Here is a 19,130-nt window from a genome sequence, read left to right on the forward strand (position 1 = left end):
CCAGTGATGCCGATGCCTGAGCTTGACCGAACCTTTTCTGTTGCCCCCATGATGGACTGGACTACCCGGGACCAGAGAGCCTTCGTGCGCACGCTGACCCGGCGCGCCCTGCTGTATACCGAGATGGTGACCACCGGGGCCATCCTCCACGGCAGCCCGCGGGAGCGCTTCCTCGGTTACGACCAAGTGGAGCATCCACTGGCGCTGCAGCTGGGCGGCAGCGATGCCGGCGAGCTGGCTGAGTGTGCGGCCATCGCCGAGGCGTGGGGCTACGATGAGGTGAACCTGAACGTGGGCTGCCCCAGCGACAGGGTCCAAAACAATCTGATCGGCGCCTGCCTGATGGCGCATCCGGAGAAGGTGGCGGCCGCGGTGCGCGCCATGCGCGAGGCGGTTTCGATTCCGGTAACGGTGAAGTGTCGCATCGGGATCGACGACCAGGACGAAGATGCCGACTTGGAACGTTTCATCGCCCTGGTGGCAGATGCCGGCTGCGAGGTGTTCATCGTGCACGCGCGCAAGGCGTGGCTGCAGGGGCTCTCACCCAAGCAGAACCGCGACGTGCCACCGCTCAACTACCCACGGGTACATCGCCTCAAGGCGAGTCGGCCGGAACTGCATATCGGCATCAACGGCGGTATCAAGACGCTGGAGGCGTGCCGCGAACAGCTCGCTCAGGTCGATAGCGTGATGGTGGGCCGCGAGGCCTATCAGAATCCCTGGCTACTGGCCGGCGTGGATGAAGCGCTCTACGGCGTGACGGGTCCGGCAACCAGCCGCCATGACGCCGCCCGTGCCTTTCGTCCCTATATTTCGCGCCGGCTCGAGGAAGGTGCCAAGCTCAACCATATTACCCGTCACCTGCTGGGCCTGTTCCAGGGTCGACCGGGCGGGCGGCGCTTCCGTCGCCACTTATCCGAGAACGGCCACCTGGACGGCGCCTGCCTGAGGGTATACGACGACGCGCTCAGCCTGGTGCCGGAGACGACTCCGGTGACCGAGACTGCCTGACCTCAATAGAGCGAGTCCGGCGGCGGCCCCAGGCTGGAATGGAAGCCTTCGACGGCGTTCTCCGCCTCTTCGATCTCATCGAAACGGGCAATGTGAAACAGCGCCTCACCCTCATTGGCCAGCGGCAGACGGCTCATGCCGATGACAATGCCGTCGGCCATGGAGGTGACGGCCTCCTCAGCGTTACCGAAGGGGTCAGCCACCTTTCCCAGCATTTCGCCCTTCGCCACACGCGCTCCTAGACGCACCTTGGGGCGCAGGATGCCGTCGATGGGCGCTCGGGCCCAACTCGAGCCGTTGGCCAGTTCCGCCGCGGGCGGAAGCCGGCGCCGATGCTCTCCTGTGAGCATGCCCAGCCGGCGCATGACCCGCAGCACACCGCGCACCCCGGGAGTGATCGCCCACTCGTCGAAACGCAGCGCCTCGCCGGCCTCATAGGTCAGTACGGGAATACCACGATTCTGTGCGTAGTGCCGCAGGCTGCCTTCACGTAGCTCGGCGTTGAGAATCACCGGAGCACCGAAGGCGTTGGCCATCCGCTCAGTCTCGCTGCCGGGGCTGAGCTGGGCGCGAATCTGCGGCAGGTTGGTGCGATGAATGGCCCCGGTGTGCAGGTCGATGATATGGGTGGCGTGGTCGACGATCTGCTCACGGAACAGTGCCGCGACACGCCCTCCCAGCGAGCCCGACTCACTGCCGGGAAAGCAGCGGTTGAGGTCACGCCGATCCGGCAGGTAGCGCGTGTGCTGCATGAAGCCGAATACATTGACGATCGGCACTGCCACCAGGGTACCGCGCAGCCCCTGTATCTGTTTCGAGCGCAGCAGGCGGCGAACAATCTCCACGCCGTTGATCTCGTCACCGTGAATACCGCCACATACCAGCAATATTGGCCCTTGCTGACGCCCGTGAACCACTTCCACGGGAATGTGCAACGGTGCGTGTGTATAGAGGCGTGCCACCGGCACATCGATCTGGATTCGGTTTCCCGGCATCACCTTGACGCCAGCAAGTTCGAAGGGAGCACGAGCCATGTTGAGGCTTCCTGTAACAGAACAGTGTTCACCCACTTATACCGCGATGTCAGCAAAATGACGAGGACGGACCTCACGCCGCATCCATACAGAGTTGAATGTAAAAAGCCGGCCGCTCCGGTAGAATGATGGTCATACCCCGTCACGGAGAAACGCCCACTACCATGGCCCGACGCACCAAGGCGGAAGCCGCTGCCACCCGTGAAGCCCTGCTGGATGCCGCCGAGGAGATATTTCTCGAACGTGGCGTCGCTCGTACCTCGCTGGAACAAATTGCTCGCCAGGCAGGCATGACCCGTGGCGCGGTCTATTGGCATTTCCGCAACAAGGCCGACCTGTTTCGCGCCATGCTCGATCGGGTTCGCATGCCCTTTCAGGAACTGGTCGACGAAGCAGATGATCCGGCACTTGCCGACGCGCCGCTCGAAGCGATTCGCCTGGCCTGCCGACAGGGCTTTGCGCGGCTCGAGCAGCCCCGCTATCGACGGGTCCACGCCATCCTGATCCACCACTGCGAAGTGTTTGGCGAAATCGATCCCCTGGCCATGCAGAACGAGATGGCCGAGGAATCCTGTGGCGCGCTCATCGAATACTTCACGGTCGCCAGCGAGCATCGGTTGCTGCGCCCCAACATCACACCGGAACTGGCAGCACGGCTGCTGCAGTCGAGCCTGGGCGGGCTTTTTCACGACTGGCTGCGTAACCACGAACACTTCTCGATCAGCGAGCGCGGCATGGAGCTGGTCGATACGCTGCTGAAACTGCTCGCCCGCGAGCCCTGACGTTTGGCGGTACCACAATGAAAACGGGCCGGATCCCCTGAGGATCCGGCCCGTTTTCGTTCACGTCTTCGCCACCGTCAGGCTTCGGCTTCCCAGCCGCCACCCAACGCCTTGAACAGCGTGGCGGTGGCGGTCAGGCGGTCGCGCATCGCCTCCGACAGCGCCAGCTCCGCCGAGAGCAGTGCCCGCTGGGCATCGAGCAGTTCGATAAAGCCGACGAATCCTTCCCGATAGCGCACTTCCGCCAGCTCCAGGGTACGCGCCAGTGCCTCCACCTGGGCGCGTGTCGCCTCGATGCGCTCGCCACTGGTCTCGAAGATGACCAGCGCGTTGCGGACCTCGTTGAACGCCTGGTTCACCGTAGCGCGGTATTGAACCTCGGCCTGGGCGGCCAGCGCTTCGGCAGTCTCGACCCGGGAGCGAGAGCGCCCGAAATCGAATAGCGGCCCCATGACCGTGGCGGAGAGCCCCCAGGTCTGGGCGGCGGTAGTGAACAGGTCGCTGCTGTCCCCTGCCGCGGTGCCCAGGAAGCCGCCCAGGTTGAGGGTGGGCAGGCGGCTCGCCTCGGCGACGCCGATGGAGGCATTGGCCGCGATCAGCCCCGCCTCGGCGGAGCGGATATCCGGCCGACGCTGCAGCAGGCTGGAAGGCAGTACGGCAGGCACACTGTCGGGCAGCACGATATCCGCCAGCTGGGTGTCTCCGAAATCGAGCTCGTCCATCAGCTCCGCCGGGCTCATTCCCACCAGGATGGCCAGCGCACCCTCAAGCATCCTGACCCGCTGCTTCTGGCCGGGCAGTTGGGCACGGGTGGTTTCCAGCTCCGACTGGGCCTGACGCAGGGCCAGCTCACCGGTCTCGCCGGAGTCGAAGCGAATCTGCTCGATCCGGTAGGTCTCCTCACGGGACGCCACCGTCTCCTCGGTGATTCGCAGCTGACGCTCAGCGTTGCGCAGGTCGAAGTAGGTGGCCACCACATCGGCGATCACGTTCAGCCGCACCGCATCACGGGCGAACTCGCTCTGCTCGAGCAGAGCCTCGGAGGCCTCGCGCTCGCGATCCAGCCGGCCCCAGAGATCGAGCTCATAATTGAGCACACCGGCCAGCGAAAACAGGTTGCCGGTAGAGCTCTGCCCCAGCGGGGAGGCCGTGCCGGGTGTGCGCTCCCGCGAAGCCTCGGCCTGGGCGCCCACCGAGGGCAACTGCTCGGCCCGGGCCAGCCCCAGGCGCGCCCGCGCCTCTTCGATGCGCGCCAGCTGCAGGCGAATATCCAGATTGTCGTCGACCGCCCGCTCGACCAGCCTGTCCAATGACGGGTCCTCGAAGCGGGACCACCAGCTCTGCCACTCCTGGCGGGCCTCGGCGGAGAGCATCACATGCTCGGGCCACTCGTCGGGCAGCGCCAGCTCGGGGGCCCGGTAGTCGGGCCCCATGGCACAGCCGGCCAGCAGTACCGTGGCCAATGCCAGCGCGGGCAGGCGACCGGTGCGAATCAGTGAGCGGTTACGCATGGGTCGGCTCCTCGCCCTGACGGCTTGCCTTGCGATCGCGACGCCAGGACCCCAGATCCTCCAACAGCTTGTAGGCCAGCGGCACGAAGATCAGGGCCAGGGAGCTTGCCAACAGCATCCCGCCGACTACCACGGTGCCGATTTCCTGTCGGCTGGCAGCCCCCGCGCCGGTGGCGAAGACCAGCGGCAGCGAGCCGATGATGAAGGTCAACGCCGTCATCAGGATCGCCCGGAAGCGCTGCTGTGCCGCGGCCAGTGCCGCATCGGTCGAGCTCATCCCGGCGCGCCGGTTCTGAGCGGCAAACTCGACGATCAGGATGGCGTTCTTGGCGGCCAGGCCAATCAGCACCAGCAGCCCCACCTGGAAGTAGACATCATTGGGGAAGCCGCGCAGCATCGCCGCCAGCGCCGCTCCCAGCACGCCGAACGGCACCGCCGTCACCACCGCCAACGGCAGTGTCAGCCGCTCGTACTGGGCCGCCAGGATCAGCAGCACCATGATCATGCCGAGGCCGAAGGCCAGCCCGCCGGCACCGGCGGCGGCGTCAAGCTGAAACGCCTCGCCGATCCAGCCGAGCTGGGTGTTGCCCTGGTCCAGTACCTGCGCCGCCACCTCGTCCATGGCCGCCTTGGCCTGGCCGGTGGTGTAGCCCGGCGCCGCGTCGGCCATGAACTTGGCCGCCGGATAGACATTGAAGCGGTTGATGATGTCCGGCCCCGGCTCGCGCTCGAGGGTCACCAGCGAACTCAGCGGCAACATTTCACCATACTCCGAGCGCACGAAGACCTTGTTGAGGTCCTCCGGCTGGCTGCGGAACTCGCCCTCCGACTGCAGGTTGACCTGCCAGTTGCGGCCGGCCAGGGTGAAGTCGTTGACGTAGAGTGCGCCGAAGGTGCTCTGCATGGTCTCGAAGATCTGGTTGATCGGCACACCCATTGCACGCGCCTTCTCACGGTCCACCTCGGCGGTGAAGCGGGGAATGCTGGTATCAAGGGTGGTGCGGGCGTTGGACAGTTCGGGCCGCTCGTTGGCGGCTGCCGCCAGCTCGCCGGCGATCGCCTGGATCTCCTGGGGCGTGGAATCACCGCGAACCTGCAGGTAGCCCTCTACGCCCCCGGTCAGCGACAGCCCCATGATCGGCGGCGGGGTGAAAGCGAACACGTTGGCTTCCGCGATGCCGGCGCCCATGCCCATGATGCGGCCGGTGAGCGACTGCGCGTCCTGACCCGGCCCGCGGCGATCGTCCCAGTCCGCCAGGTTAGCGAAACCCACCCCGGTATTGCTGCGCAGCGAGCCGGCGATGATGTCGAAACCGGCAAAGCTGGTGAATTCATCGACCTCGTCCATCTCGGTGAGCATGGCCGAGACCCGGTCGCGCACGGCCTCCGTGCGACCCAGCGCCGAGACGGCCGGCAGTTGATAGACCACAAGCGCCACACCCTGATCCTCCTGAGGCACCAGGCCCGGGGGCAGACGGCTCAGAGAGAACAGCGTCAGGGCGAGCACGCCGATGAACAGCAGCACGCCGATCACCGCGTGGCGCAGCAGCTTGCTCACCAGCCAGCTGAAACCACGGGTCAAGCGGTCGAAGCCGGCATTGAACCACTGGAACGGCTTGGCCACGGTGTGAGACTGCTTGTCGAGCAGCATGGCGCACATGGCCGGCGTCAGTGTCAGCGCCACGACGCCGGATACCACCACCGAGATGGCGATGGTCACCGCGAACTGGCGATAGAGCTCACCGGTTAGGCCACCGAGGAACGTTACCGGGGCAAATACCGCCACCAGCACCAGCGTCGATGACACCACCGCACCGGCCACCTGTTTCATGGTCTCGATGGAGGCCTCACGGGCGCGCATGCCCTGCTCGTTGATCAGGCGGTCGACGTTTTCCAGCACAATGATGGCGTTGTCCACCACGATGCCGATGGCCAGGACCAGGCCGAACAGGGTCAAGAGATTGACCGAGAAGCCCAGTGCCAGCATGCCGGCGAAGGTACCGATCAGCGATACCGGAATGGCGATCACGGGGATCAAGGTGGCCCGCAGGTGCTGCAGGAACATGAAGGTGACCAGTACCACCAGCCCCACCGCCATCAGCAGTGTGATGAACACCTCGCGTATGGAGATCTCGACGAACTCGGTGGTGTCGTAAGGCACGGTATATTCGACACCCTCGGGGAAGCGATCGGCCACGGCGTCCAGCGCCTCGCGCACCGCAGTGGCGGTCTCCAGGGCATTGGCCCCCGGCTGCAGGTAGACGCCCATGGGCACCGCCGCCTGCCCGTTGTAGGTGGCAGTAAAGGCGTAGTTCTGGGCACCCAGCTCGGCGCGGGCCACGTCGCCAAGGCGCAGGGTGCCGCCCTCTTCATCGGCGCGCAGGATGATGCGTTCGAACTCCTCGGGATCGGAGAGCTGGCCGCGTGTCGTCACCGTGAAGGTGAAGGCCTGGTCCTCGGGCGATGGCTCTGCCCCCAGCCGGCCGGCGGCGAACTGGGCGTTCTGCTCGCGAATGGCGCCGGCCACCTCGGAAGGCGTCAGGTCGTACTGGGCGAGCTTGTCCGGAGAGAGCCAGATGCGCATCGAATAGTCCTGCGCGCCGAACAGCGAGGCGTCCCCCACGCCCGGGATCCGTACCAGCTCGTCGAGTACGTTGAGCAGTGCGTAGTTGGAGATGAAAAGCGGATCCTGGCTGCCATCCGGCGAATACATCACCGGTACCATCAGCAAGTTGGTGGAGCGTGCCTCGACACGAACCCCCTGGTTACGCACCTGCTGGGGTAGCCGGGCCGTGGCGGCCTGCACCCGGTTGTTGACGTTGATCGCCGCCTGGTCTGGATCGGTCCCCATCTCGAAGGACACGGTGATCTGCAGACTGCCGGCGTCGGTGGCACTCGACTCCATGTAGAGCATGTTGTCGACGCCGTTGATCTCCTGCTCCAGCGGTGCGGCCACCGCCTCGGCAATCACCTCGGCGCTGGCACCGGGATACTGGGCCTGGACCACCACCTGAGGCGGCACCACGTCGGGGTACTGCTCCACCGGTAGCGCCCGCAGGGCGGCAAGGCCGGCCAGCACGATGATGAGGGAGATGACCGAGGCAAAGATCGGCCGATCGATGAATAGCCTTAACATCATGCCTCCTCGTCGGCCTGGACATCGGCCTCGGCGTCGTCAGGCCCAAGTTCGGCGCCAGACGTCTCTCCGGCAGAAGCCTCGGCATTTGCCGCTTCCTCCAGGGCCTCTTCGTGGCTCTCGACCTCATTGGCCTGAACCGGCATGCCGTCCTGCAGGGCGACCTGACCGTTGACCACAAGACGATCGCCCGGCTCGAGCCCCGCCAGCACCACCTGACGGCTATCGACAACGGGGCCCAGCTCGACGGTGCGCGATTGGGCGGTATCATCGACCACCACGAAGACGCTCGCCCCCTCGGGACCCTGGCCCACCGCCTCCTGAGGAATCAGGAAGACATCGTCGAGGGTCTGCACTTTCAGCTTGATACGCACGAACTGCCCGGGCACGACATCGCCGTCGGCGTTGGGAAAGACGGCCCGGGCCGAGACGCTGCCAGTGCGAGGGTCGATGGTGCTGGCGGTGAAGTCGACGATGCCGGACTCGGTGTACTCGCTGCCATCGGGCAGGATCAGCAGCGCCTCCCGCTGATGCTCTCCACCACTGGCGGCCATGGCCCGGCGAGCGGTGCGCTGCAGGGTGGCGTCGCCCTCGGGCAGCGAGAAGCGCACGTGGACGGGGTCCTGCTGGGTCACGGTGGTCAGGAGCGTGCCCCGCTCGATCAGGCTGCCTTCCGGGAAGCTCTCGAGCCCGGTCATCCCGGCCAGGGGAGCCCGCACCTCGGTATAGTCGAGATTCAGCTCGGCATTTGCCACCCCGGTCTCGGTGAGCGCGAAGCGTGCCTCGGCCAGTTCGCGAGCCGACAGCGCCGTGTCACGCTCACGCTCGCTGACCGCATTCTGGTTGTAGAGCGTCGAGATACGCTGCCACTCGCGCCGGGCCTGGTTCAACTCCGCCTGGGCATTGGCGCGCTCTGCCTGCGCCCGCTGAAGCTCGATCTCATAGGGCTCGCGGTCGATGTGAAACAGCGGCTCGCCCTCCTCGACCACCTGGCCCTCCGTATAGAGGCGCTCCTCGAGGATGCCCTGCACCCGCGCACGCACTTCCACCTCCCGGGAGCCACGCACACGGGCGGCATACTCCTCGACCACATCGACCGAGCGCGGCTCGACTCCGAGTACGCTGACCTGGGGCGGGGGACGCTCGCCGCCTCCCATGGCGCCACCACCGGCGTTGTCGCCCTGCTCGCAGCCCGCGAGCAGTGTGGCCAGCAGCACAAGCGCCAGAATCCATTTCACGGGGGCACTCCCTCCCGGGGGTGACTGATGCATAAAAGATCTCCGCTGCATATCGTGGTTCGTCAGGGGCAACACGCCCAACAGCAGGGGGTCGCATGGCGGGTTATTAGCGTGCGACGGATTATAGCTACAACCTTGTATGTATACTAGCCTTGCACAAGGTCTCCGCGCCTTGGCCAAATTCGCCTTGCCTCCCCTCAAGTGAGGTGAGGCAAGTGAAGGGGAAACAGACTATGCTGCATAGCAGCATAGCTGATTTCACGGAGAGACCCATGGATGCACTGGAACTGGTTCCACTGCGAGGGCTGGAAGTAGCGGTACGCATCTGGCACCCCGACGCACCGAGAACCGTGATTGCCTGGCATGGCCTGGCACGCCACGGCGGCGATTTCGAAGGCTTCGCCCGGGCGCTTGGTCCTGAATGGCGAGTCCTGGCGCCGGACACCCCGGGGCGCGGACTCTCAAGCTGGTCGCCCATTCCGGCCCAGGACTACCTCTATCACCGCTACAAGAAAGTGGCGCTGGCTGTGCTGGATCACTTCTCGCTGGAACAGGTTCCCTGGGTAGGCACGTCCATGGGTGGGCTGCTGGGAATGCTGCTGGCGGCCGAGCCCGACAGCGCCCATCGCATCGAACGACTGGTGCTCAACGACGTGGGGCCCGAACTGAATACCGACGGCCTGACGCAGCTGGCCCTCTATTTCGGCAGGCCGCACCGTTTCGCCACCTTCGGCCAGTTGGAGACGGAGCTGCGCAGCCACTATGGCGGCTTCGGCATCGAGGGCGATGACGCCTGGCGCCAGCTGGCACTGGGCAGCGCCCGACGCCTGCCCGACGGCAGCTGGACCTACCACTACGATCCACGGATCGGCGAACAATTCATCTATGACACGCCTCGCAACAGCTGGGCCGACTGGCGGGCGATCCGCTGCCCGCTGATGGTGATACGTGGTGCGGAATCTCCCCTGCTGGATGCCGACAGCGTCCTGAGCATGGCTGAGGCGCAGCCCGGCCTGGTCTCCCTGGAGGTGCCCGGCTGCGGCCATGCCCCCATGCTCGACCGTGACAGCCAGGTCGCCCCCATCGCCGAGTTTCTCGCCCACCCCCACCGGCAACGACTGCCGCTCCGGCCACAGCGCCTCGAGAATTCCTGGTGGCAACGCATGCTTAGTTGGGCGAGGAGGCGGGAAAACCGCTTGAAGGCCCGCTAGCCCGAGGCCATGACGGCACTACTCTCCCCGGGGGCGGCTGCGGATTACCGAGCCCCCCGGGTGGGTCTCGATGCGGCTGCCGCTTTTCACGCGGCTACGCGTGATCGTGCCGCCGGCATGAGACTCGATGCGCGTGCCTTCCCGGCGCGCCTCGCCGTCGGGGCGCTGCCTGGCCACATCGTCGCGCCACATACCATGCCGCTGGAACACGCCCGGCGGGCTCGGCGGGTGGGGCGGCGACGGTGCCCGATGCCAGTACCCCTGCTGCCAAGGCAGCAGTGGGCCGGGCAGCACCACCGAGACCGGCGGCTGATGAGGCACATCGATCACCAGGTAGGGGGGGTGCCAGTAGACGTCCTGGTCACCCGATGCCGTCGACGCCTCGTCGGCGAGGACGCAAATCGGCAGCACCAGGAGCAGTAGCAGCGGCAACCGCCTGACGAGCGTGTACATGACGCTCTCCTTCACATTCCTGCAGGCGGTGCGTCCGCCCGATATCAATATCAGTATAGGCCAGGAACGGGGGTCGCCTGCCCGATCAGCCGCCCGACTCGACCCTGGCCGTGGCTCGGGCAACCGCATCGCGATATCCCCCACCGAACAGCAACAGATGGTTGAGTAGCGGGTAGAGCTGAAACAATGCCTCGCGCCGCGACCAGTCATCGGGCCGGTTTCCCTCCCAGTAGGCCTCGAAGAAGGCGTCAGGGGGCGAGCCGAACAGCGTCAGCATGGCCAGATCCACTTCGGGATAGTGGCAATAGACCGCCGGGTCGATGATCGCCGGCCCACGCGGGGTGTACAGCACATTGCCCGACCAGAGGTCGCCATGCACCAGGCTCGCCGGCACATCGGGCAGCCACGCTTCCAGCCCATGGGCAATACGCTCGATCCGTTCACGCAGGCAGGCATCCAACAGCCCGCGCTCATGGCAGGCCCTTGCCAGAGGCAGCAGGCGCCGCTCGCGCTGAAAATTCCGGCCATCGGCGAGAGAGGCATTGGGCTGGGGCGTGCGCCCACAGGCGTTGTCCCGTGGCCAGCCGTGCTCGGCTGCAGTGTGGCCGTGGAGATGGCGCAGCCCCTCTCCCAGGGCCGCTGCACTGGCCGTAGAGGGCGACATACGCTCGAGGGCTTCCATTACCAACCAGCCGTCGCCCAGTGCCAGCACCTCGGGTACCAACAGCGACGTTCCCGTCTCGCGCAGGGCACGCAGCCCATCGGCCTCCCCATCCAGCCGGGTGGAGTCGTCACGCTTGATCACCACAGTTTTCTGACGGGTCTCCAGCCAATAGACGGCGGCGATATCGCCACCGCTCAACGGAAGTGGCTCGCCCTGCGGATCGAGTCCGGCGCCTTTCAGCAGCGAGGTCAATGTACTTTCCATGGCCCCTCTCTTCTTCGGACGATGTGTGGGTGTGTTGATGGTCTTCGGCAGTAGAACGCCTGTCAAAGGCGTGCATCGGGTGACGCGAACAACGCAGGCGTTATACAACCTGGCACCCGAACGCCTACAGTGAAGCACAGGATACGCAGGGAGGATGACGAGAGGTGCCGAATGATGGAACGTTCCAACCGCGAGCGGCCGACAGATATGACGCCACAGCAGCGGCTGCTCGCCATCATTGAAGAGATGGCCCGCGAATTGCAGCCGGACCGGACTGCGCCACGCTCCCCGTCATTGCAATCGCGGCTGGACCGGGATCTCGGCCTGGACAGCCTGGCCCGCTCCGAGCTGCTCCTGCGAATCGAACACGCCTTCGACGTCAAGCTACCCGAAGAGGCCCTGATGGCGGAGACACCCGCCGCGCTGCTGGATGCGCTGCAAAGCGCCCGGGGCAAGGCCGCCAAGGCAGATGCCGCCGCCGACCCGGTAGTGGAGACGGCGCATGAACCGGCTGCTACTCCCACCACCCCATTGGAGCCGGTGGAGGGCGAGCCGGAAAGCGCCGAGACGCTCAATGCGGCCATGGACTGGCACCTGGAGCGCCACCCCGACCGGCCCCACCTGTTCATCTACGGCGATGATGACCAGCCCCGGACGCTGAGCTACGGTGAACTCGACCGGGGCGGCCGAGACATCGCCGCGGCGCTGCTGGCCCGAGGCGTCGAGGCCGGCGACCGGGTCGCCCTGATGCTGCCGACCTCACCGGACTACTTCATCGCCTTCCTGGGCATTCTTCGCGCCGGTGCGGTTCCGGTACCCATCTACCCGCCGGCACGGCCGGCACAGCTCGAGGAGCACCTGCGGCGCCATGGCCGCATTCTGACCAACGCCGGAGCGGAAGTCCTGATCACCGTTCCCGAAGCGCGACGTGTCGCCCACCTGCTGCGCGCAGACGCGCCGCACCTCGGGTCCATCGTGACGGTGGCAGAGCTCTGCGACGGACGTGACACCGCGGCGGCCATGACACCTGAGGGCTCGAGCCTGGCGCTGCTGCAGTACACCTCAGGCAGTACCGGGGACCCCAAGGGGGTCATGCTGACCCATGCGCAGCTGCTGGCCAACATCCGTGCCATGGGCAAGCGGCTGGAAGCCACGCCCGAGGACGTGTTCGTCAGCTGGCTGCCGCTCTACCATGACATGGGGCTGATCGCGGCCTGGCTCGCCAGCCTCTATTACGCCATCCCGCTGGTGGTGATGTCGCCGCTCTCGTTCCTGTCGCACCCGCTGCGCTGGCTGGAGCTGATCCAGCGCCACCGGGGCACGATCGCCGGGTCGCCCAATTTCGGCTACGAACTCTGCCTTCGTGCAGCACGCCCGGAGCAGCTGGAGGCGCTGGACCTGAGCAGTTGGCGCATCGCCTTCAACGGCGCCGAGCCGGTCAGCGCTCGCACCTTCGAGCGCTTTGCCGAGACGCTGGCGCCCTGCGGGCTGCACCAGGAGGCCCTGATGCCGGTATACGGGCTGGCCGAGGCCGCCGTCGGGCTCTGTGTGGCCACGCCCGGCCGCGGCGTGATCCTCGACGCCGTCCACCGCGAGGTCTTCGCCACCACCGGTGAGGCCCGGCCGGAACCGGATCCCGAAGCCGCCCAGACCTTCGTCAACTGCGGCCCGCCTCTACCCGGCTACTCAGTTCGTATCGTCGATCCACAGGGGGAAGTGCTGCCTGAACGTCATGAAGGCGACATCGAATTTCGCGGCCCCTCCGCCACCCAGGGTTACTTCAACAACGCCGAGGAGAGCCGCAAGCTGTGCCACGGCGAGTGGCTACGCACCGGGGACAGGGGCTATCTCGCCGATGGTGACATCCACCTCAGTGGCCGGCGAAAGGATGTCCTCGTTCGCGGTGGGCGCAACATCTATCCCTACGATCTCGAGGAGGCCATCGGCGGTCTCGAGGGAGTCAGAAAGGGCTGCGTGGCGGTATTCGGCAATCCCAATGCCGAAAGCGGCATCGAGGAACTGGTCGTGGTGGCCGAGACCCATGTCGACGACGCAGAAGAGCGGGATGCGATCACCCGCGAGATCACCAGCGTAACGGTGGATATCGTCAACCTCCCGCCCGACGACATACGCCTGGTACCACCTCACAGCGTACTGAAGACCTCGAGCGGCAAGATCCGCCGCGGTGCCACGGCAGAGCGCTACCGCAGCGGGCAGTTGGAAAAGGGCCAGGCGCCCGTCTGGCGACAGGTCACCGGGCTGGCGCTACGCTCGGCCTTGCAGCGCTGGCGCCATGGCGCCAGCCGAGCCGGAGAATGGCTCTATGCCGGCTATGCCTGGGCCATCTTCGGCATTGCCATGGCGCTGGTCGCCCTCCTCGCCCTGCCCTTGCCCCGGCTCGCCTGGCGCTGGCGAGTCGCCCACTATATTGCCCGCAGCGCCTCGCTGTTGACGGGCATTCGTACCCGGGCACATGGCCTGGCCCGCTTTCCCCACCGCGAGCCCTGCGTGCTGGTGGCCAATCACGCCAGCTACCTGGACGCGCTGATTCTGACGGCCGTGTTCCCGTACGGCTTTCACTATCTGGCCAAGGCCGAACTCAGCCAGCCGTTTCTCACCCGGTTCGTACTCCAGCGTATGGGCGTGCTGTTCGTCGAGCGCGACAATACGCGGGAGGCCAACCACACCACCGAAAAGGTTCTCCAGACCGTCCGGCAAGGCGGATCGCCGGCATTCTTTCCCGAAGGAACCTTTCGGCCGGAGCCCGGGGTGCAGGACTTCCATATGGGCGCCTTCGTCTCGGCCGCCAAGGCCCAGGTAGCGGTAGTACCGGTGGCCATTCGAGGGAGTCGTGTGTTGCTGCGCGGCAGGGAGTGGCTGCCCCATCCCGGCACGGTAGATGTCGTGGTGGGCGCCCCGCTCCAGCCCCGAAGTTCGGACTGGTCCGAAGCGGTCAGGCTGCGCAACGAGGCCCGAGCGTTCATCGTGGCAGAATCCGGTGAGCCAGACCTGGGAGCCAGTCGGGCTTGACCCTCATCGACTGCGAATCCCGACAGGCTTCTGGACAGCTGAGCACAAAAAAGCCACTCCGAAGAGTGGCAAGCGGTAAAGGGAGACGAGATGCGGGGCTCGTCTCACTCCGGCATCAGAACGCCATCGATCACATGGATCACGCCGTTGCTGGCCTCGATATCGGCCTGGACGACGGTGGCATCGTTGATCATCACGCTGCCATCCATGGTGGTGATGGTGATGTCCTGGCCCTGCACGGTGGTGGCGCTGTCCAGTTCCATGGCCTCTGCGGCCATCACGTTTCCAGGCACCACGTGATAGGTGAGTATCGCCTGCAGCTGGGCCTGGTTCTCGGGCAGCAGCAGCGTGTCTACGGTACCTTCGGGCAGTGCCGCGAAGGCCTCATCGGTCGGTGCGAAAACCGTGAAGGGTCCCTCACCCTTGAGTACCTCGACAAGCTCGGCCGCCTGAACCGCTGCGACCAGGGTTTCGAACTGCCCGGCGCCGATGGCAGTATCGACGATGTCGTCATGGGCATGATCATGGCTACCGGCATGGGCTGAGGTCGCGAGTGCAAGGCCGAGAAAGCTGGCGCCGATCCACTTGGGTGCTGTGACGGTAAAGGCATTCATTAGTGATGCTCCTTGGTGTCTTGCTGCCCCGAAGGGCGGTGAAATTGACCGGCAGGAGTGAGGGCGATGCCCGAATCCTTGTACACGGTAGTATGTTTGTACATTATCTGGACAACTAGTTCAGCACTTGTACAACATTTTTTTCGCTCGCCCCACCGACGTCACGGTCCTGTCAGTGCCGTCGCTGCCATCACAGCGAGCCAACGAGAGAAGAACAGGAATAGAGCAGAGAAGAGAAGGAAAAGAGAGGAGATCAAGATATGTACAAGTTAGCGTTCTACGTCCCCGTCGAGGACGCCGAAGCCGTCAAGGAAGCCGTGTTCGTGACCGGCGCTGGGAGAATAGGCAACTACGAGGCCTGCTGCTTCCAGACACCGGGCACGGGGCAGTTCCGCCCATTGGACGGAGCCAGCCCGCATATCGGCCAGGTCGGCGACCTGGAGCGGGTGGAGGAGCTCAAGGTGGAGCTGGTCTGCGAGGATGATCTCATAGAGGAAGCGGTGGCGGCCCTGAGAGCCGCTCACCCCTATGAGGAACCCGCCTTCGATGTGTGGAAACTGGAGACTTTCTGAGTGTCGCCAACCCAGACATCAGGCCGAGCCAAAGTAGCGCTCGCGATCCTCGGCGGTAATATCGCTGATATGCAGCGGAAAATCGTTACCGCCACGGTCGGCATAGAAATGGCGAAGCGTACGCTCGATGGTGGGGAAGGCCAGCTCGTCCCAGGGGATCTCGTGCTCCTCGAAAAGCGCCACTTCCAGGCTCTCGGACCCGGCGGCAAAGCCGCCCGCCAGATCGGCACGAAAGATCATGTAGACCTGATTGATATGGGGTAGGTTGATCAGGGTATACAGGCCGTGAATGCTGACGTCGGCGCAGGCCTCCTCGAGGGTCTCCCGGACGGCGGCCTCGACGGTGGTCTCGGCGTTCTCCATGTAGCCGGCGGGCAGGGTCCAGAAGCCCTTGCGCGGGGAGATGGCACGCCGGCACAGCAGAACCTGCGAACCGCTCACCGGCAGTGTACCGGCAACGATACGCGGATTCTGGTAATGGATGGCCCCGCAGGCATCGCACAGGTATCTTGGCCGGTCATCCCCTTCCGGAATCGCGAAACGCACGGTATGGCCACAATGGCTGCAGAAGTTCATGGGGCTCCCTGGCAGGCTGACGAGCGGTGCGATACCGCGCGGCTTCGGGCTTGACGGTGGCAATGGCGGCCGGTAGAACGAATCAAACCCGATGGAAACCCCATGTTAGAGAAACTTCGCAAACGCCTGCAAGCACATACCCCGTGTCGCATGCGACTCGACATGCCGCAGGCCGCGGTGTTGCTGCCTATCGTCGACCGCCCCGAGCCGACGCTGCTCTTCACCCGCCGCGCCAGCCACCTCAGCACCCACAGCGGCCAGGTCGCCTTCCCCGGCGGCAAGCGCGAGGAGGCCGACCCCGACCTGCTGTTCACCGCGCTGCGGGAATCCCGGGAGGAGATCGCCCTGCCGCCGGAGCGGGTCGAACTGCTGGGGCGGCTCTCGGACGTGATATCGCTGCACGGCATCCTGGTCACGCCTTATGTCGGCCTGATTCCTCCCGACCTGCCGCTGGTGCCAGACCCCAGCGAGCTCGATGCCATCTTCGAGGTGGAACTGTCGCTGTTCCTCGAGGACAGGCGACACCATACCGATGTCATTCCGGTGGATGGGCGCCTCCACTATGTACCCAGCTATCATGCCGCCGGCCAGGTGATCTGGGGGCTCTCCTCGATGATGCTGGTCGAACTGCTGGCCGAGGGGTTCGGGCGCCCGGTGAGCCTGCTGGAGGAGCCACCGACCGGCCGCCTGTGCTATTTTCCCGAACGCCTGCTGCGCACGCTGCACAGCGAGACGCATACGCCCTGACCACCGCTGTCGCCACGGAGAAGAGACGTCCCGATGCCCCCAGCCACCCGCCCGGCCCTCGATGTCAGCGCCCTTCCCCGGCTGGTCGACGCCCTGGTCGACCAGGGCTGGTATATCGGTGAGGCCATGCTCGACGCCGAACTGTGTCACGACCTGTACCGGGAACTGATGACCCTGGCCGAGAGCGAAGCGCTCGAGTCGGCCGGCATCGGCCGGGGCCCGCAGCACACCCTGCGCCGCGATATCCGCGGCGATGCCATCCACTGGCTCGATCGCGGCAGCCTGGCCCAGCGGCGCTACCTCGAGGCCATGGCCGACCTGCAGCGTGAGCTCAATCAGGCACTGTTCCTGGGGCTCTTCGAGTACGAGGCCCATTTCGCCCACTACCCGCCCGGGGCCTTCTACAAGAGGCACCTGGACAGCTTTCAAGGGCGCGCCAATCGGGTGGTCTCCACGGTGGGCTACCTCAACCCCGACTGGCCCGTCGATGGCGGCGGCGAGATGGTGATCTTCGCCGACGACGACCCGCAGCGTGAAGTGGCCCGCGTAGCGCCTGCCGCCGGCAACTTCGCCTGCTTTCTCTCCGAGCGCGTTCCCCACGAGGTGCTGCCGACCCGCCTGCCCCGCGCCAGCATTGCCGGCTGGTTCCGACGCAACGCCTCGCTGGGCGGCCTGGTGGACCCGGCACGCTGATGGCTGGCGACGACACTGCCCGCCTGCGCCAACGGCTTGCCGCCCTGGAGGCCCGCTGCGCCGAGCTGGAGTCGCGCAACGCCGCACTCGAGGAGGAAAAACGCCACTATCAATGGCTGGCGGAGAGCACCACCGACCTGATCTCCCGCCACGCCCGCGACGGCACCTTTCTCTACGCTTCCCAGGCGTCGCGGGAGCTGCTCGGCTTCGAGCCCGAGGAGCTGATCGGCGCCTCCGCCTACGATCACTTCCACCCGGCCGACCTGGCCGACCTGCTCAACAAGTCGCCCCGGGTCTACTACCACGATGGCTTCTACCAGCAGACCTACCGCTTCCGGGCCAAGGATGGCCGCTACGTCTGGTTCGAGACCACCAGTCGCACACGCCGCGACCCGGCGACCGGCGAACTGCTCGATATCCTCTGCGTCTCCCGGGACGTGGGCCGGCGTATCCGCGCCGAGGCCAACCGGGAGCGCCTGGCCCGGGTGGTGGAGTCGACCACCGACTATGTGCTCTTCGCCGATGGCAACGAGCGACTCATCTATTCCAACGAGGCCGCGCGTCGGTTGCTGAGCCTGCCCAGGGAGGGCCTCGACGCCCGCCTCGACCAGGCCTATACGCCGGCCTCGCTCGTCATTCTGCGCGATATCGTGCTGCCGGCCGTGGCACGCTACGGCTCCTGGAGCGGTGAGCTGGAAATGCCGGGTCCCAAGGGGCCGGTGCCGGTACTCAGCGTGGTACTGGCCCACCACGGGCCCGGCGCCGAGCCCGACCATCTCTCGCTGCTCAATCGCGATATCGGGCTGCGCAAGGCCGCCGAGGATCAGGCGAGGCGCCATCAGGAGCAGATCGCCCATGCCAACCGGCTGGCCACCACCGGCGAGCTGGCCTCCAATATCGCCCATGAGCTCAACCAGCCGCTGGCGGCCATCGCCAACTACTCCAGCGGCGCGCTGATGCAGCTGCAGGCCGACCCGAGCCGACCCGCCAGCGACCTGGCGCACCCCCTCTCGCGTATCAACGAGCAGGTCCAGCGCCTGGACGAGCGGCTGCGCCATATCCGCACATTCGTGCGCAAGGGCCAGACACGGCCTCGACCGCTGGTGCTGGCCGATATCGTCGACGCCGCCTGTCGCCTCTGCGACTGGCAGTATCAGCAGGCTGGCGTCGCCATCGAGCCTGACCTGGCCGACGCCCTGCCTCGGGTGATGGCCGATCCGGTGGCACTGGAACAGGTGCTCGTCAACCTGCTGCTCAACGCGCTGGAGGCGAGCCGCGACCGGCATGGCGCCGACCGGGTCACAATCCACGCCTGGCGCAGCGGCCCCCGGGAAGTCACCTTCACCGTCAGCGACAGGGGGCCCGGCATCAGTGAGGCCCAGGCGACACATCTCTTCGAGCCCTTTCACTCCACCCGCCCCGACGGCCTGGGAATGGGTCTGGCCATCAGTCATTCGCTGATGGAAGCCATGGGCGGCAACCTGGCACTGACCAGCGGTTCCGACGGCGCCACCTTTGCGGGTACACTGCAGGCCGAACCCGGCTCGCTGACGACCCGGCCAGCCTCCGCCTGAACGCTCGCCCAGGAGAGACG

The 19,130-nt window shown here is 65.9% G+C and carries 16 protein-coding genes; 8 read left to right on the top strand and 8 right to left on the bottom strand.

All coding sequences use genetic code 11. The annotated features are described in order from the left end of the window. The first annotated feature begins 12 nt into the window (after positions 1-12). The gene (gene dusA / locus LOKO_RS13845; protein WP_144439666.1) at positions 13-1,011 is read left to right on the top strand and encodes a tRNA dihydrouridine(20/20a) synthase DusA; all 999 of its coding nucleotides are present in this window, start codon (positions 13-15) and stop codon (positions 1,009-1,011) included. A 2-nt stretch (positions 1,012-1,013) separates the two neighbouring features. Here the strand turns inward: dusA and LOKO_RS13850 are convergent, their stop codons facing one another. Then, positions 1,014-2,045: a succinylglutamate desuccinylase/aspartoacylase family protein gene (locus LOKO_RS13850; protein WP_066450581.1), complete on the bottom strand. Its 1,032-nt coding sequence runs from the start codon at positions 2,043-2,045 to the stop codon at positions 1,014-1,016. Positions 2,046-2,209: 164 nt separating this feature from the next. On the opposite strand from LOKO_RS13850, the gene LOKO_RS13855 reads away from it, so the two are divergent. Beyond that, a complete protein-coding gene (locus LOKO_RS13855; RefSeq protein ID WP_066450584.1) occupies positions 2,210-2,827 on the top strand; it encodes a TetR family transcriptional regulator in 618 nt (205 codons plus the stop codon). Positions 2,828-2,904: 77 nt separating this feature from the next. On the opposite strand, the gene LOKO_RS13860 is transcribed toward LOKO_RS13855, so the two are convergent. The 3 genes from LOKO_RS13860 to LOKO_RS13870 are packed head-to-tail and all read right to left on the bottom strand — an operon-like array spanning position 2,905 to position 8,712. Further along, positions 2,905-4,338 (bottom strand): efflux transporter outer membrane subunit, encoded by a 1,434-nt coding sequence (locus LOKO_RS13860; protein WP_066450587.1) that lies wholly within the window; start codon positions 4,336-4,338, stop codon positions 2,905-2,907. Next, positions 4,331-7,477: an efflux RND transporter permease subunit gene (locus tag LOKO_RS13865; RefSeq protein WP_235588869.1), complete on the bottom strand. Its 3,147-nt coding sequence runs from the start codon at positions 7,475-7,477 to the stop codon at positions 4,331-4,333. The genes LOKO_RS13860 and LOKO_RS13865 overlap by 8 nt, the downstream gene beginning before the upstream one ends. Then, a complete protein-coding gene (locus LOKO_RS13870) occupies positions 7,474-8,712 on the bottom strand; it encodes an efflux RND transporter periplasmic adaptor subunit (RefSeq protein ID WP_235588870.1) in 1,239 nt (412 codons plus the stop codon). Before LOKO_RS13870 ends, LOKO_RS13865 begins: the two co-directional genes overlap by 4 nt. A gap of 272 nt (positions 8,713-8,984) precedes the next feature. Between LOKO_RS13870 and LOKO_RS13875 the strand changes: the two genes are divergently transcribed. Continuing rightward, a complete protein-coding gene (locus LOKO_RS13875) occupies positions 8,985-9,923 on the top strand; it encodes an alpha/beta fold hydrolase (protein WP_066450594.1) in 939 nt (312 codons plus the stop codon). A gap of 18 nt (positions 9,924-9,941) precedes the next feature. Here the strand turns inward: LOKO_RS13875 and LOKO_RS13880 are convergent, their stop codons facing one another. After that, complete coding sequence (locus LOKO_RS13880; protein ID WP_066450598.1) at positions 9,942-10,376, bottom strand: hypothetical protein; 435 nt, start codon at positions 10,374-10,376, stop codon at positions 9,942-9,944. An 85-nt stretch (positions 10,377-10,461) separates the two neighbouring features. Further along, positions 10,462-11,304 carry a fructosamine kinase family protein gene (locus tag LOKO_RS13885; protein WP_066450601.1) on the bottom strand — a complete coding sequence of 281 codons (843 nt, stop codon included), beginning with the start codon at positions 11,302-11,304 and terminating at the stop codon, positions 10,462-10,464. Positions 11,305-11,475: 171 nt separating this feature from the next. On the opposite strand from LOKO_RS13885, the gene LOKO_RS13890 reads away from it, so the two are divergent. Then, the gene (locus LOKO_RS13890; protein WP_066450602.1) at positions 11,476-14,334 is read left to right on the top strand and encodes an AMP-binding protein; all 2,859 of its coding nucleotides are present in this window, start codon (positions 11,476-11,478) and stop codon (positions 14,332-14,334) included. Between the two features lie 104 nt (positions 14,335-14,438). Here LOKO_RS13890 and LOKO_RS13895 read toward each other — a convergent pair whose 3' ends face one another. Then, entirely contained in the window at positions 14,439-14,948 is a 510-nt protein-coding gene (locus LOKO_RS13895; protein ID WP_066450604.1) for a fasciclin domain-containing protein, read from the bottom strand. 260 nt (positions 14,949-15,208) lie between these two features. Between LOKO_RS13895 and LOKO_RS13900 the strand changes: the two genes are divergently transcribed. Continuing rightward, positions 15,209-15,520 carry a YqfO family protein gene (locus tag LOKO_RS13900; RefSeq protein WP_066450607.1) on the top strand — a complete coding sequence of 104 codons (312 nt, stop codon included), beginning with the start codon at positions 15,209-15,211 and terminating at the stop codon, positions 15,518-15,520. A gap of 18 nt (positions 15,521-15,538) precedes the next feature. Here the strand turns inward: LOKO_RS13900 and LOKO_RS13905 are convergent, their stop codons facing one another. Continuing rightward, positions 15,539-16,096 carry an NUDIX hydrolase gene (locus LOKO_RS13905; RefSeq protein WP_066450610.1) on the bottom strand — a complete coding sequence of 186 codons (558 nt, stop codon included), beginning with the start codon at positions 16,094-16,096 and terminating at the stop codon, positions 15,539-15,541. A gap of 102 nt (positions 16,097-16,198) precedes the next feature. Here LOKO_RS13905 and LOKO_RS13910 point away from each other — a divergent pair, with 102 nt between their 5' ends. The 3 genes from LOKO_RS13910 to LOKO_RS13920 are packed head-to-tail and all read left to right on the top strand — an operon-like array spanning position 16,199 to position 19,110. Further along, positions 16,199-16,843, top strand: a complete 645-nt coding sequence (locus LOKO_RS13910) for a CoA pyrophosphatase (protein ID WP_083517599.1) — start codon at positions 16,199-16,201, stop codon at positions 16,841-16,843. A 33-nt stretch (positions 16,844-16,876) separates the two neighbouring features. Then, on the top strand, positions 16,877-17,536 hold the full coding sequence (locus tag LOKO_RS13915) for a 2OG-Fe(II) oxygenase (protein ID WP_066450616.1): 660 nt from the start codon (positions 16,877-16,879) through the stop codon (positions 17,534-17,536). Continuing rightward, positions 17,536-19,110, top strand: coding sequence for an ATP-binding protein (locus LOKO_RS13920; RefSeq protein ID WP_066450619.1), 1,575 nt, complete (start codon positions 17,536-17,538; stop codon positions 19,108-19,110). Before LOKO_RS13915 ends, LOKO_RS13920 begins: the two co-directional genes overlap by 1 nt. Positions 19,111-19,130 lie beyond the last annotated feature (20 nt).

This window comes from Halomonas chromatireducens, assembly GCF_001545155.1.
In the GTDB taxonomy this organism is placed as follows: domain Bacteria; phylum Pseudomonadota; class Gammaproteobacteria; order Pseudomonadales; family Halomonadaceae; genus Halomonas; species Halomonas chromatireducens.